Below are 14,352 nucleotides of genomic sequence, written 5' to 3'. Positions count from 1 at the left end.
AAAAAGCCAACACCCTTGATTAAGGATGTTGGCTTTTTGAGTGTTTTACATTTCTTCAGGTGCTTCTAAACCTAATAGACGTAAATCTTCTTTTAATACAACTTTAACAGCATGAACTAAAGCTAGACGTGCTTGTTGTTCGCTGTCATCATTGACAATTTTAGTGTGTGCATAATATTTATTGAAAGATTGAGCTAATTGAATCGCATGTTTAGCAATAACAGATGGCTCATATTTTTCAGAAGCACGGACAACTGTAGCAGGAAAAGCTTGAAGTAATTTAATAACTTCCCAACTTTCAGTATCGCCAAGAGAGTAATCAGCATCTTCTTGAGCTTCGAAGTTAGTTTTACGTAAAATAGAAGCACAACGAGTGTGAGTGTATTGTACGTAAGGTCCTGTTTCACCTTCGAATCGAACAACTTCTTCTAACGAGAAGTCAAAGTTATTTAGACGATCATTTTTAAGGTCGTGGAAGATAACAGCGCCAACTCCAACTTGATGAGCCACTTGATCTTTGTTAGCAAGATCAGGATTTTTAGCTTCGATTTGTGCCTTAGCTAAGTTGATTGCTTCATTAAGTACTTCTTCAAGTAAGACGATTTTACCTTTACGAGTTGATAATTTTTTACCATCTTTTGTGATTAAGCCGAAAGGTACGTGATGGATATCATTAGCCCAATCAAAACCTAATTCATTTAAGACTGCTTTTAATTGTTTAAAGTGAATAGATTGTTCATTCCCTACAACGTAGATAGATTGTGCGAAGTCGTAGTTTTCTTTACGGTAGAACGCAGCAGCTAAGTCACGTGTCATGTATAAAGTAGCACCATCAGACTTGCGGATAAGAGCAGGATTTAAGTCATATTTTTCTAAATCAACAATATCAGCACCTTGGCTTGATACTAATAGATTTTTTTCTTGTAAGACATCAATTACAGGTTGCATTTTATCGTTATAGAAAGCTTCACCGTTTAATGAATCAAATGTAATACCTAATAAGTCATAAACATGTTGGAATTCTTTTAATGATTCTTCACGGAACCATGTCCATAAGTTTGTAGCTTCTTCATCGCCATCTTCTAATTTCTTGAACCAAGCACGACCTTCATCTTCTAAACTAGAATCAGTTTCAGCATCTTCATGGAATTTTACATATAAACGCAAAAGTTCTTGAATAGGAGCAGCTTTAACAGCTTCTTCCGAACCCCATTTTTTATAAGCAACCATTAATTTACCAAATTGAGTTCCCCAATCACCTAAGTGATTGATACGGATTGACTCATAGCCAATTTTATCCATAATTTTCGCTAATGAATTCCCAATAACTGTTGAACGTAAGTGTCCCATTGACATTGGTTTAGCAATATTTGGTGAAGACATATCGATAGGGACTTTACGTCCTTCACCGATTGTTGTGTTACCGTAGTTAGCATCTTCTTTTACGATAGCTTGTAAAGTGTCGTTACTTACAAGACGTTTGTCTAAGAAGAAGTTGATATATGGTCCGACTACTTCAACTTTTTCAAATGCTTCAGTAGGGATGTTTTCTACGATTTCTACGGCAATAGCTTGAGGAGCTTTACGCATCACTTTAGCTAATGAGAAAACGGGAAAAGCCACATCCCCATGTTGGGCTGTTTTTGGGTTTTCTAATAAATTTAAAATGTCATCTACTGAAAGATGTTCGGATAGTGCTTGATTAAGGGCTGTTGCTACAACATTTCTTTCATTCATAATAGTAATCCTCCAATTAGTTTCTTCTGTAAACAATCTTCTGATAATAAAAAGCAGAATAAATGGACAGTCTACGAGATATATGTGGCTAATTATATCAAAAAAACAAGTGAAATACTATCAAAATTAAAGAATAGTCAGTGCATAAAAATTAATAAAATTAAGTATTTACACATAAATTATACATAATATTCAAAAAAATTGGTATACTATAAGCAAAGAACAAGGGATGAGGAGGAGACTATGAAGAAGAGCAGCCGCCAAGGAATTATAAAAAAAATCATTCAAGAGCAAGATATTGAGACACAGGAAGACTTACTGGAAGCTTTAATTAGTGAAGGTGTTCAAGCAACACAAGCTACTATCTCTAGAGATATTCGTGAATTGGGCATTGTAAAAGGAAGAAATTCGGAAGGTCGTACGAAATATGTGGTGAACACACAGGTGATTAATGATGGTGAAGAACGCTTGAAAGAAGTTGTTGAAGAGTCAGTTAAATCAATTAGCCAGGTACAATTTATGGTAGTCGTTCAAACTTATTTAGGAGCAGCAAATATCATTGGCGCTATTATAGATGATTTAGGATTAGAAAACGTTGCAGGTACATTGGCAGGAGCTAATACATTATCTATTATCACTACAAGTAATGAGGCTGCGGCAGAACTAGAAAAACAATTACAAGAGTATTTAAAATAAAAAAATCCCTTTCTCATTAGTTGAGAAGGGGATTTTTATTTATTAAGCCCACAATGAAGGTAAGGCTTGAACGGTAATGGCTTCTTGAGTTAGAGGATGTACTAGACTCAATTCATAAGCGTGTAGCATCAAGCGTGCGGCTCTATCTGGTTGTGGATGATAAAGTGGGTCACCCATGATAGGATGTCCCATGCTCGCTAAATGGACGCGTATTTGGTGAGTACGTCCAGTTTCTAATACGCAGTAGACATAAGAACAGTTTTCTCCAATATGGTCACATGTCACATGAGTGATAGCTTCTTGACCTGCTACATCAGAGACCATACGTTTACGACTATCATGTCTGTCTTTTGTAATACGTTTGTTGATGGTCATTTCTTTTTGTGTGATGGCACGACTAGCTACAGCTTGGTATGTACGTTTGATAGCTTTAGCTTCAAGCATACGACTTAAGATAGGAAGAATAAAGGGATTTTTAGCAAATAAAATCGCCCCACTTGTATCTCTATCTAAACGGTGAACAACATAAGGAATCGTATCAGTTTGAGCTAAGTAAGCTGCAACATGGTTGAGAAGTGTGCCTTCTTCGCCAGGGTCATTTGGATGAGTTTTCATGCCAACAGGTTTGTTAACAATAAGAAGGTGCTCATCTTCAAATAGAGGCGTGATTAATCCAGCATCACCGTGTTCAATTGAAGGTGTTGGGTAATTCCCATCATCAAAGGTTAAGCTGATTTTATCGCCACCAGTAGCGGTTTCGTGAAATTTCACTGTTTGATCGTTTACAGCAACATTTTGACCCGTACGCAAGAAATGACGTACTTTCTTTGGTACAAGCCATTGTTTTTCTAAAAGGGTGCTAACTTCTGTTTCTTTAAAATCACTTGGTAGTGTTATTTCAATTTTCATATAGGTCTCCATTATCTATTATCTATTTAAAGTCATAAAATTTACATAATTCTTAAGTATTGTATCATATAAATGAAATAACTTCATGATATGATAAACCTTATAATCAATAAACATCAGACTTTGGACTTAGGGTGTTTTAATGGTTCTGTGATAGAATAACAATAGGATGTAAGATTATAAATCCGACTAATAGAGGTGATGACATGGACTTTCAAAAAATAAAATCAATAGTAGGAACAAAAATAAAAACATTTTGGGCGTGGTTAAAGCCACATCTACAGACATTCCATCAATTTAGGAAGCGAATATGGAAGAAGTATCAAATCAATAAAATTTTAATTTTAATCGTGCTACTTATTTCATTAGGAACAAGTATTTACATGTTCTATTTGGCTAAAAGTGCGAATGTCGAGACGTTAAAGGCGAGTCTTGCACAAGTGACAACATTTTACGATAAGAATGATGAAGAGGCAGGAAATGGTTATGGTCAAAAAGGAACATTTGTTGATTTAAAAGAAATTTCACCAAACATAACAAATGCCTTACTTTCAACCGAGGATAAACGTTTCTATGAACATAAGGGATTTGATGTACGCGGGATTGCTCGTGCGGCAGTAGGTATTGTAACGAGTGGCCGTGTAACTGGTGGTGGGAGTACACTTACGCAACAACTTGCTAAAAATGCGTACCTAACATTAGATCAAACTTTAAATCGTAAAGCGAAAGAGTTATTCTTGGCGATTGAAATTGAGAAAAATTACTCTAAGGATGAAATATTAGAGATGTATTTAAATCACGCTTACTTTGCAAATAATGTGTGGGGTGTAGAAGATGCTTCTCATAAGTATTTTGGTAAAAGTGCAAAAGAAGTAACCATTGATGAAGCAGCAGTACTTGTCGGCATGTTAAAAGGACCATCGCTGTATAACCCGATTGACAACCATGAAAATGCAGTAAATCGAAGAGACACTGTGTTAGAGTTAATGGTAGCAAATGGCAAGTTGGATAGAGAGACAGCAGACAAGTTAGAAGCAGATGAACTTTATATAACAGATGACTATTGGGATACTAAAAAAGGCTACCAATACATGGATTACTTTGATGCAGTAGTCAATGAAGCAAGTAAAAAATATAAAATAAAAGATGATGAATTACTAACAAAAGGCTACAAGATTTATACAACTTTAGATCAACAATCACAGGTTGACATGGATGAAACCTTTAAACGTGATGAGTTGTTCCCACCAGATGCTAGTGATGGTGAAAAAGTTCAAGGTGCTTCAATTGCAATCAACCCTAAAACAGGAGGGGTTGAAGCTGTAATAGGTGGACGTGGTGAACGTACAAGTCGCGGTTTAAATCGTGCGACTCAATCATCATTGTCACCAGGCTCAACAATGAAGCCGCTGGCAGTATACACAACAGCTTTAGAAAATGGTTACAAACCAACAGATATGTTGCAAGATAAAAAATTAGATTTTTATGATGTTGAAAATTACGATCGTGTTTTCCGTGATGAAGTGACCATGTATCAAGCCGTAATTCAAAGTTTAAATGCACCAGCAGTGTGGTTGTTTGATAAGGTTGGCATGGACAACGGCATGAATAAAGTAGAAAAATTTGGCATTGATTTAGATAAAAAAGACCGTTACCCTGGTCTAGTGCTAGGTGGTATGACTAAAGGGACAACCCCTATGAAGATGGCAAGTGCTTATACTGTATTTGCTAATAATGGGAAACGTAAAGAGCCACACTTTATTCGTAAGATTGTAGATGCAACAGGTGCGGTCATTGTTGACAACGAAGAAGCAAAATCAAAACAAGTAACGACACCTGAAGTTTCGAAAAAAATGACAAGTATGTTAATGGGCGTCTTTTCTGAGGGAACAGGTGCTCCTGCAAAACCTGATGGTTACGTGATGGCAGGGAAAACTGGAACAACCGAAAGTGTCAACGTTGACGAACAATCAAAAGATCAGTGGATTATCGGTTACACACCAGATGTTGTTATAGCAACATGGATTGGTTTTGATGAAAGTAGTGACATTCATTACTTAGAAGGTTCAAGTACTCAAGGGATTTCTCCAATATTTAAAGATCAAGCTAATCGAATATTATCACATTCACCGGGAACATCATTTGATGTTGAAAATGAAAACGATGGGTCAATCAATGTAAAAGAAGCGAAAGAACAAGCCTCTAAAATTGGATCTCAAGTTAAAGATGGCTTATCTAAATTTGGTTCTAAAGTCAAAGAAGGTGCTGATTATTGGGGGGATCAAATCGGTGATGGTATGAGGAGCGTTAAGGATTCATTAGGTGCCCTTTGGGGAAAAGTGAGTCAATAAGTATTTGAGGTAGAAAATTAGTAAAAAACAAGGTAGAATGTTATACTGTATAGGACTTTAAAAAGAGAGAGGAAGTTAGTTATGACTGTTAATATTTATGATAGTGCGAACCAAATTGAAAAAGAAATCCGTGAATTACCAGAATTTTTAGCTTTAAGAGAAGCATTTGAAGGTGTTAAAGCTGACGAAGCAACTTTTAAATTATTTAAAGAATTCCAAACATTACAAATGGAATTACAACAAAAACAAATGCAAGGTCAAGAGTTCTCTGAAGACGATGCTAAATTAGCTCAAGAACTAGCTGAAAAAGTTCAAGAGTCTGACTTAATCAACGAATTAATGACAAAAGAACAAGGGTTCAGCATGATTATTAATGATTTAAATCGTGTCATTATGAAACCTATCCAAGAATTATACGCTGAAGTTTAAAACTTTCTCGAAGGCTCCCTGTAAAAGGTGGAGTCCTTCGTTTTTTTTTGTTAAAATAAGAACATACATTTGGTAGTTGGAAAGGAGGCGGTAGCATGAAAATCTTACATGTTGCAGATTTGCATATGGATCAGGCATTTGAAGGACTTGGGAAGTTACCAAGAAAAGTTAGGGAGAAATTAGCAAATGAGAACCTGAATGCTTGGAAAAATACAGTTGCTTTAGCTATAGAGAAAGACGTTGATTTAGTTGTAATAGTAGGTGACACCTTTCATCAATCCGTAATATCAGTTAACAGTCAGCATCACTTCATCAACGGTCTAAAAAGATTGGAACAATACGATATTCCAACTGTTCTTACGTTTGGTAATCATGATTATTACGCTCCTGAAAAGTATTGGTTTGACTTTCCGAATAATGTTCATATCATAATTAGTGAGGAAATTGAAACAGTTGACGTACGTCTAAAAACAGGTGAGTTAGTTTCTGTGAGTGGTTTTTCTTACCAATCAAAGTGGTTGTCGGACAATAAGGGAAAAAAATTCCCTGTAAAGAGTATAGATAGCACGTATCACATTGGTTTATATCATGGTCAACTTCAATCTGGAAATGTTGATACAGATAGATATGCACCGTTTAACTTAGCAGAATTAAAAGAAAAAGGTTATGACTATTGGGCGTTAGGTCACATTCATCAACCTCAATTTATAAGTGAGGAACCATTGATGGTTTACCCCGGATCGCCAATAGGACATACTAGAAAAGAAATAAACAGTCGAGGTGTAGTAATAGTTGGGATGACTGGAAAAGAGGTTTCGCTAGAGTGGTTACCAGTTGCTAAAATTGCTTGGCAGAAAGTTAGCATCAGCTTGAAATATGCAAGAACGCTAAGTGAGTGTTTAGTTGAGACAGAGGAACAATTTAACAACGTGAGTTGGAAAGGTGAGAATATAACCTTCGCACTCCTTGAATGGTGTGATATCCCTGAACAATTACGTCAGGAAATTAGCAAAGAGTTAGAGCAACTAGAAGTGTTAAGTTATTTACAAGAGCAATTATATAAGTTATCTAACGAACAAGTATGGCTTGTTAGCCTATCCCAAGAAACATTAATAGATAGGTTGACACTTCCATTAGGATTATCAGCACAAGCTATACAAGATGAAATTGTAGCATTCAATACAGAAGAGAAGTTTAATCAGACCGTGTTAGATTTATTAAAACAACCAGAGCTAAGACAAATTTTAGAGCAAGATAGTCGCTTTAAAGAAGCCGTTTTTTATGAAACTTATCAACAATTATTAAACGATTTAGGTGGAAGAGGTGCTGCTAAATATGAGAATTAGACGATTAGAAATAGTAGCCTTTGGACATTGGCGCAATAAAACCGTAACTATTTCACCAGACATGATGGTACTATACGGAGATAATGAAGCTGGTAAATCCACTCTGTATCACTTTATAAGAACCATGTTATTTGGCTTTTCTACACGTAATAAAAAGACTCAACTATACAAGCCTCATGATACCGATCAATTTGGAGGACGTTTATGGCTGACAGTGCCAGGGTATGGTGATGTGAAAATAGAACGATTTGAAGGAAGCCATAAAGGGAAAGCTAAGGTTTATTTTGAAGAAGGGATAGAGGGAGATGACCAAACGTTAAAAGAGTTACTTGCCCCTTTGACTTCAACATTATTTGATGAAATTTATAGCCTAGATCCTGAACAACTTTTTCAGTACAAAGGTCTTTCAGAAGAAGCCCTGCAACGGTCTCTACTTTCTATAGGTGCAACTGGGAGTCATCGCTTGATGCAACTAGCAGACGACTATAATAAAGAACGTCAAAAACTTTATAAAGTAAAAGGACGAGTACCAGAGCTTAATCAACAACTCGAAACATATCGAGACTTGAAACGATTGATTGCTCAGAAAGAAGCGAATGAAAAAAACTACCGTACACTGCTTACTAGTGAGAAACAAGCAACTAAAGAACTTCAAGAAAATCAAAAGAAGTGTCAATCTGTTGACGAAAGCCGACAACTTATTTCCAAACAAATAAAATCATACGATTTATATAAGGAATACCAAAGCCTTTTAAAGGATAAACTGCTGATGGGGTTTGATTTTGAAGAGTCTAAAAAGAAAGACCTTCAAGAGTTGTTAGTGAGATATGAGTATCTTCAAGATCAAAAAGAAACCTATCAATCAGCTCAGTTGGCATTGATCAATCAAGCAACAGTGTCACCAGCTGTAACGTTTTATATAGCAAATGAATCGGAATTAGAAGAAGCGAGTTTGCACTTTTCAGAGGTAGAGCAGGTTTTATTAAAAGAGTCGTGGATACGTGAAACTATTACAGAATTGGAACATGATTTGAAGCAAGTAACCGAAAAGTTAAATCAAACGGTAACTATAAACCATGCAGGAACATCGCGCCTTAAAATAACTGAAGATGCTCAAAAAGAAATTGAGCGTGTAGCGGAGCAAGAGCATGATTACGAAAAACTAGAAGTAGAATGGATACAAGCTGTTCAAGAAGAGCGTTCTAAAGAAAATTATTACCTAGCTCATTTGGAAAGTGAAAAAGCTCAGTTGCTAAAATGGTTGGTTGCTCCAATAGGAATACTAGGTATTGGGTTCTTACTCTTAATACTTTCTTACGCCAGTGTAGGGGTTTTTTTTGTACTGTTAGGTATAGTAACAATTGGGTTATGGTCATGGCGCTTTATGACAACTAAACAGTTACTAGCAGTTTCAAAAAAACGACAACTTAAAGAAGTGCTTCCGGAAGAATTAGTTAAAAGAAAAGAAAATCTTGAACAAATAAAGCAAGTACTTCTATATGAGAAGGAACAAGTTGCAAGGAAATATAACCTGAACGTCGATCAACCTGCAGAGAATTGGTGTAATGCTATTCCTTTACTTGTGCAAGAAGAAACTCTTATTCAAAGAATAGAAGACCAACAGATAGAGCTAGCCTCACTTGATGATCAATTTACACGATATCAAGAGAGAATGTCTTTCATGAAAGAATGGTTGCCACCTCATAAGTTCAGTAAAGAGAAGTGGTTGAGTGAGTTGCAACGATTTTATAATGAAGTAGGAGATAAGGCAAAACAACAACTTGAGTTAACCCAAACAGGTGAATCAGTTCATCAGGGGCTGACATTAGCAGAGCTAACCCAGCGTGAAACTGAACTTAAGCAAAACATGTTAGCATTGTCAGATGGACAGCTAAGAACCATAGAAGATGTCAAATTATGGTTAGCGGAATCAGAAGAGAAAAAAGAGAATGACAATCGATTATATTATCTAGAACAACAACTGTCAGGACTTTATGTTGGTGAAATAAACTATTCAGAAGAGAAGCTTAAAGAGAGCTATAGCAAATTGTCACAAGAGTTGGAACAATTGAAATTAGAACAAACGATGCTATCTAATAAGTTGCAGGAATATCGTTTTGATTTAAAACAACAAGAATCAGATGGTAGCTTAGCAGTCCTTTACCAAGAACAATCTGAGTTAGAGTCTGAGTTGACTAGACTGAGTGAACAATGGTCTACCTATAAACTTGGAGAAGAAGTTGTCACACAGTTATTAGAGCGTTTGACATCAGAACGACTAGGGAATTTGTTGGAATATGTTTCAGATATATTATCTGAATTAACAGATGAAAGATATGTGACATGCCTTTTGTCAGAAGGTCATTTAGTTATTTGTAATCAAGAGGGAGTATGTTATCATTTAGATGAATTATCAACAGGGACACGTGATCAGTTGATATTATCAGTAAGATTGGCTTTCATACTTTCTTATCAAGAAGAAATAAAAGCTCCATTAATCATTGATGATGCTTGGTTACATTATGACCAGCAACGTAAAATACAATTGTTTAATGTCTTACAAAAAATGAGCCAAGCTAACCAAGTGATTTGTTTAAGTTCTGATCAAGAACTGATGACTTACGCAGAAGTGAATGAGCTTAAAATGGATTATTTATAAAGGAGAAGAGAGATGAAAAAATTAAGAGAGCTTGCCCTAGATGAAACATTTGAAATTTTTGTATATGTTAAACAAGCAGATGTTCGAGTAGCAAAAAACGGTAAGAAATTTATCGCTTTTACGTTTCAAGATACTTCAGGATCAATTGATGGTAAATTTTGGGGAGCATCAGAAGAAGAAATTAGTCGCTTTGTTGCAGGTAGCGTTGTATCCTTATCAGGTAAGCGTGAGGTTTATCAAGGAAATGCTCAAATTAAAATCTTGCAATTGCGTCTAGCTGTAGAAGGTGAACCTAACGATCCGACTTTATATATGGAAAAATCACCAGTGAAGCAAGAAGAAATGGTTGAAGAAATAACAGAAACTATTTTTGAAATTACAAATGCAACCTGGAATCGTATTGTTCGTCATTTATTAACAGAATATCAAACGGAATTTTACGAGTTTCCAGCAGCTAAACGTAATCACCATGCATTTGCAGGTGGTTTAGCATATCATACGGTAAGTATGCTGCGTATTGCGAAAGCATTGTGTAAAGAGTATCCCGAATTAAATGCCTCATTACTTTACTCAGGTGTTATTTTACATGATTTAGGAAAAGTGATTGAATTATCTGGTCCGGTTTCCACAGAATACACACTAGCTGGAAATTTAATTGGTCATATTGTACTAGTTGACGAAGAAATTAGTAAAGCCTGTGTACAACTAAAAATTGATGAGCGTTCTGAAGATGTTATTTTATTAAAACATATGATTTTATCTCATCATGGTTTACTAGAATATGGTTCACCAGTAAGACCACGTATTATTGAAGCCGAAGTACTTCATCAAATTGACAACATGGATGCATCTATTCAAATGATGTTAGGCTCTGTAAAACAAGTAGGACCGGGTGAGTTTACAGAACGTATATTTGGAATGGACAACCGTAGTTTTTACCGTCCAAACGTATAAAAAAAGAGTTAACCTTCAAGAAGGTTAACTCTTTTTTTTATAGTTTGTATGATGCAGCGTCAAAAACTTCGCCGACTGTCATCGTTTCAGGTAATTCTAATATACCTTTAGCTTCAGGAGCATTTGGTACGTGTAATTCTTTAGCAGAGCAAATCATACCAAGACTTTCAACACCACGTAAAGCACCTGGCCAAATCATCATACCGTCAGGCATCATAGCACCAGGTTTTGCAACCACGACTGTTAAGCCTTGTTTGATGTTTGAAGCACCACATACGATTTGTAAAACCTCACCATTGTCAACTTCTGTTTGGGTAACAGATAGGTGATCTGAATCTGGATGAGCTTCACATTCTTTAACATAGCCAACAACAATCTTAGGACGACCGTCATCTTCTAATGTTTCAGAGAAACCTGCTTCTTTTAAAGCTGAGTTCAAAGCAGCAATCTCTTCAGTTGACGGATAAACTTGACCGTTACCAGTTAAGTTAGGTAGAAGTGAGCTTAGGTTGAAGAAATTCCACCCAACAGTTTCTTTTGTTTCTTCTACGAAAACACGTGTAATGTTTCCTTTTGATTCTGATGCGACAGGATTGCCTGCAGCATTTGCAACAGTGACTAAAAGTGTGTCACCAACATGTTCTTTGTTATAACTAAAAATCATGATAATCTCCTTTAAACCGTGATTAAGCTTATTTTTCTGGACGTACAACTAAAACGTCACATGGGGCATGACGAATGATATAATCACTGACACTTCCCATCATTAATTTTTCAACTGCACTTAGGCCAGACTGCCCAACCATTATTAAATCAGTTTTGTGAGCTGTTGGCAAGTCTTCCGCCATTAAGGTCTTAGGTGAGCCAAATGCTAAAATGGTTTCGACTTCATCGATACCTTTAGAATGAGCGTATTCTTTATATTCTTCTAAGACCTCTTTAGAGCGGTCTGTTTCTTGTTGAATTAAATCCGGGTTGACAAGTGAGTATCCCATGTTGCCATATAATCTGTTTTCAATAATATGAGCAACGAAAATTTTGGCTTTGTTTCTTTCAGCTACTGCAAGAGCTTTATCAAAAGCTTCGCGTGCTTGGTCACTACCATCTATTCCGACTAAAATACGTTGATATTCTTGTGTTTCTAACATGTGACTCACCTTCCTTAAGGGGTTATTTTATGGCATCATTTAAGAATGTAATAACTTGTTCTTTTGTCTTACGTTCTTTATTTACAAGACGGGCCACTTCTTTGCCTTTGCTTGTGACAACAAAACTAGGGATACCGAAGATCGCCCATTCTCCACATAAGTCGATAAATTCATCGCGATCAACTTGAATAAATTTGTAATCAGGGTACATTTCAGAAATTTCTGGCATAACTGGTTTAATAAAAACACAGTCGCCACACCATTCTGCTGTGAAGAAAAAGACGCAATTGTCATTCTCAACATAGTTTGCTAATTCTTCATATGAAGTTGGGATAATCAAAATAAAAGCCTACTTTCCGTAAATAATTTCGTTTACTTTGTCAGCATCTAATGTGTTCATAATTGTAAGAACCATTTCTTTAGCTGATTCGTAATCTTCGATATTAAACATAGTTTGGTGAGTATGGATATAACGTCCAGCCACACCGATAACAGCACTAGGAACACCATCATTAGCTAAGTGAGCCGCACCAGCATCAGTACCGCCTTTAGAAACAAAGTATTGGTGTTTAATATTGTTGCCTTCTGCAACGTCTAAGATAAAGTTACGCATACGACCTAAAGTAATCATGCCTGGATCGAAAATACGAACTAAGAATCCTTCACCTAAGTGACCATAAGTATCTTTTTTACCATTTAAATCATTAGCAGGTGAGCAGTCAACTGCGAAGAATAAATCTGGTTTAAATTTATTTGTAGAAGGTTTAGCTCCACGTAAGCCAACTTCTTCTTGAACGTTTGCTCCTGCGATTAATGTGAAGGGTAGTTCAACATCTTTAAGAGCTTCTAAAACTTCGATAACTAAGCTACAGCCGTAACGGTTATCCCAAGCTTTACTGATGATATTTTTGCCATTAGCAGTTTTAATTGTTGTAGATTCTGGAACAATACTGTCACCAGGACGTACGCCATAGCTTTCAGCTTCTTCTTTAGAATCGAAACCAGCATCGAATAAGATATCAGCAGCTTCAACTTTAGATTGTCCGTCAGTACCTCGTAATAAATGTGGTGGAACTGATGAAGAAATAACAGGGTAGTTACCTTTACGTGTTTTTAATGTGTAACGTTGTGCTGAGACAACGTATGGATTCCATCCGCCCAAAGGAACAACACGGAACATACCGTTATCTTGGATTTGTGCTAACATGAACCCAACTTCATCCATGTGAGCAGCTAACATAACGCGTGGTGCGTTTTCAGCTTTACTTTTTTTAATCCCGAATACGCCACCTAAACCATCGTATTCAATTTTGTCGACAAAAGGAGTCATTTCCTTAGTCATTACTTCACGTACGTCGTCTTCGAAACCGCTTGTGCCTTGAATTTCAGTCATTTTCTTGATTAATTGAAAAGTTTTTTCTTCCATAAATTTCTCTGCAAGTTGCAGAGCCCACCTCGCTTTCGTTTATTACCTACATTATAACGCATGAATTCGCTTTTTTATATGGTTGTTTTGAAAAAAGCTATGATACAATAGAGATTAAGAAGGAGTGAATGCCCATGAAGGAAATTCTGAAACATTACAGTCCGAGATGCGAGCAAGAGAAAGAAGCTCTGAAAAGGATTGACTCATTAGAAAATAATTTTGATAATCTTTTGTATCGAGAAAATGATTATGCTCATTATACAAGTTCAACTTTTATTATAAATAAAGATCGAACAAAAGTTTTATTCATCAACCATAAACTATATGATGCTTGGGGTTGGGTAGGTGGTCATATGGATGGAGAAGATGATTTTAGAGCAGTCGCTTTAAAAGAGGCTCAAGAAGAAACAGGTTTGAAAAATCTTGAGTTTTTATCAGAAGAGGTTGCAAGTGTAGATATACTACCTGTTGTAGGTCATTTAAAAAATAATAAATGGGTATCGCCTCATGTTCACTTGTCTCTATCATTTGTATTAATTGCAGATGAAAATGAAAAATTAGTTAAAAATGAGGAAGAGACTAATGGTGTTCAATGGTTTGAGATAAGCGAGTTAGATAAAGTAGTAAAAGAAGAGCATATGTTACCCATTTATAATAAACTAAAAGAGTTTAGCGAAGGTCAAAAATAAAATTATCG

Annotated in this window: 13 protein-coding genes; 7 read left to right on the top strand and 6 right to left on the bottom strand. The window is 36.0% G+C overall.

Annotated elements, in window-relative coordinates:
- Positions 1-45: 45 nt before the first annotated feature.
- Positions 46-1,737, bottom strand: coding sequence for an arginine--tRNA ligase (gene argS, locus CBF31_RS06290; protein WP_126831538.1), 1,692 nt, complete (start codon positions 1,735-1,737; stop codon positions 46-48).
- Between the two features lie 243 nt (positions 1,738-1,980).
- Here argS and argR point away from each other — a divergent pair, with 243 nt between their 5' ends.
- Positions 1,981-2,433, top strand: coding sequence for an arginine repressor (gene argR, locus CBF31_RS06285; RefSeq protein ID WP_126831537.1), 453 nt, complete (start codon positions 1,981-1,983; stop codon positions 2,431-2,433).
- A 42-nt stretch (positions 2,434-2,475) separates the two neighbouring features.
- Here argR and CBF31_RS06280 read toward each other — a convergent pair whose 3' ends face one another.
- Positions 2,476-3,342, bottom strand: a complete 867-nt coding sequence (locus CBF31_RS06280) for an RluA family pseudouridine synthase (protein WP_126831536.1) — start codon at positions 3,340-3,342, stop codon at positions 2,476-2,478.
- 206 nt (positions 3,343-3,548) lie between these two features.
- On the opposite strand from CBF31_RS06280, the gene CBF31_RS06275 reads away from it, so the two are divergent.
- The 5 genes from CBF31_RS06275 (at position 3,549) to CBF31_RS06255 (ending at position 11,081) form a co-directional block, all read left to right on the top strand.
- Entirely contained in the window at positions 3,549-5,693 is a 2,145-nt protein-coding gene (locus CBF31_RS06275; RefSeq protein ID WP_126831535.1) for a PBP1A family penicillin-binding protein, read from the top strand.
- 81 nt (positions 5,694-5,774) lie between these two features.
- On the top strand, positions 5,775-6,122 hold the full coding sequence (locus CBF31_RS06270) for a YlbF/YmcA family competence regulator (protein ID WP_126831534.1): 348 nt from the start codon (positions 5,775-5,777) through the stop codon (positions 6,120-6,122).
- Positions 6,123-6,217: 95 nt separating this feature from the next.
- Complete coding sequence (locus CBF31_RS06265) at positions 6,218-7,468, top strand: metallophosphoesterase family protein (RefSeq protein WP_126831533.1); 1,251 nt, start codon at positions 6,218-6,220, stop codon at positions 7,466-7,468.
- On the top strand, positions 7,458-10,127 hold the full coding sequence (locus CBF31_RS06260; RefSeq protein ID WP_126831532.1) for an ATP-binding protein: 2,670 nt from the start codon (positions 7,458-7,460) through the stop codon (positions 10,125-10,127). Before CBF31_RS06265 ends, CBF31_RS06260 begins: the two co-directional genes overlap by 11 nt.
- Positions 10,128-10,139: 12 nt before the next feature.
- Complete coding sequence (locus CBF31_RS06255) at positions 10,140-11,081, top strand: 3'-5' exoribonuclease YhaM family protein (RefSeq protein WP_126831531.1); 942 nt, start codon at positions 10,140-10,142, stop codon at positions 11,079-11,081.
- 37 nt (positions 11,082-11,118) lie between these two features.
- On the opposite strand, the gene ytpR is transcribed toward CBF31_RS06255, so the two are convergent.
- Genes ytpR through pepA form a run of 4 tightly spaced genes read right to left on the bottom strand, consistent with a single transcriptional unit; the run spans position 11,119 to position 13,655 of the window.
- A complete protein-coding gene (gene ytpR / locus CBF31_RS06250) occupies positions 11,119-11,745 on the bottom strand; it encodes a YtpR family tRNA-binding protein (RefSeq protein ID WP_126831530.1) in 627 nt (208 codons plus the stop codon).
- Positions 11,746-11,773: 28 nt separating this feature from the next.
- On the bottom strand, positions 11,774-12,229 hold the full coding sequence (locus CBF31_RS06245; RefSeq protein WP_126831529.1) for a universal stress protein: 456 nt from the start codon (positions 12,227-12,229) through the stop codon (positions 11,774-11,776).
- A 22-nt stretch (positions 12,230-12,251) separates the two neighbouring features.
- Positions 12,252-12,569: a thioredoxin family protein gene (locus tag CBF31_RS06240; RefSeq protein WP_126831528.1), complete on the bottom strand. Its 318-nt coding sequence runs from the start codon at positions 12,567-12,569 to the stop codon at positions 12,252-12,254.
- A 9-nt stretch (positions 12,570-12,578) separates the two neighbouring features.
- Entirely contained in the window at positions 12,579-13,655 is a 1,077-nt protein-coding gene (pepA, locus tag CBF31_RS06235; RefSeq protein WP_126831527.1) for a glutamyl aminopeptidase, read from the bottom strand.
- A 134-nt stretch (positions 13,656-13,789) separates the two neighbouring features.
- On the opposite strand from pepA, the gene CBF31_RS06230 reads away from it, so the two are divergent.
- Positions 13,790-14,344, top strand: a complete 555-nt coding sequence (locus CBF31_RS06230; RefSeq protein ID WP_170167890.1) for an NUDIX hydrolase — start codon at positions 13,790-13,792, stop codon at positions 14,342-14,344.
- The last annotated feature ends 8 nt before the right edge of the window (positions 14,345-14,352 follow it).

This window comes from Vagococcus fessus, from assembly GCF_003987565.1.
In the GTDB taxonomy this organism is placed as follows: domain Bacteria; phylum Bacillota; class Bacilli; order Lactobacillales; family Vagococcaceae; genus Vagococcus_D; species Vagococcus_D fessus.
The sequence above is the reverse complement of the archived record's forward strand: the minus strand, read 5'-3'. Positions and strand labels throughout refer to the sequence as shown.

Bases quoted from the DNA above. Each gene is read 5' to 3' on its own strand.
- argS (WP_126831538.1), bottom strand. From the start codon at position 1,737: ATGAATGAAAGAAATGTTGTAGCAACAGCCCTTAATCAAGCACTATCC.
- argR (WP_126831537.1), top strand. From the start codon at position 1,981: ATGAAGAAGAGCAGCCGCCAAGGAATTATAAAAAAAATCATTCAAGAG.
- CBF31_RS06280 (WP_126831536.1), bottom strand. From the start codon at position 3,342: ATGAAAATTGAAATAACACTACCAAGTGATTTTAAAGAAACAGAAGTT.
- CBF31_RS06275 (WP_126831535.1), top strand. From the start codon at position 3,549: ATGGACTTTCAAAAAATAAAATCAATAGTAGGAACAAAAATAAAAACA.
- CBF31_RS06270 (WP_126831534.1), top strand. From the start codon at position 5,775: ATGACTGTTAATATTTATGATAGTGCGAACCAAATTGAAAAAGAAATC.
- CBF31_RS06265 (WP_126831533.1), top strand. From the start codon at position 6,218: ATGAAAATCTTACATGTTGCAGATTTGCATATGGATCAGGCATTTGAA.
- CBF31_RS06260 (WP_126831532.1), top strand. From the start codon at position 7,458: ATGAGAATTAGACGATTAGAAATAGTAGCCTTTGGACATTGGCGCAAT.
- CBF31_RS06255 (WP_126831531.1), top strand. From the start codon at position 10,140: ATGAAAAAATTAAGAGAGCTTGCCCTAGATGAAACATTTGAAATTTTT.
- ytpR (WP_126831530.1), bottom strand. From the start codon at position 11,745: ATGATTTTTAGTTATAACAAAGAACATGTTGGTGACACACTTTTAGTC.
- CBF31_RS06245 (WP_126831529.1), bottom strand. From the start codon at position 12,229: ATGTTAGAAACACAAGAATATCAACGTATTTTAGTCGGAATAGATGGT.
- pepA (WP_126831527.1), bottom strand. From the start codon at position 13,655: ATGGAAGAAAAAACTTTTCAATTAATCAAGAAAATGACTGAAATTCAA.
- CBF31_RS06230 (WP_170167890.1), top strand. From the start codon at position 13,790: ATGAAGGAAATTCTGAAACATTACAGTCCGAGATGCGAGCAAGAGAAA.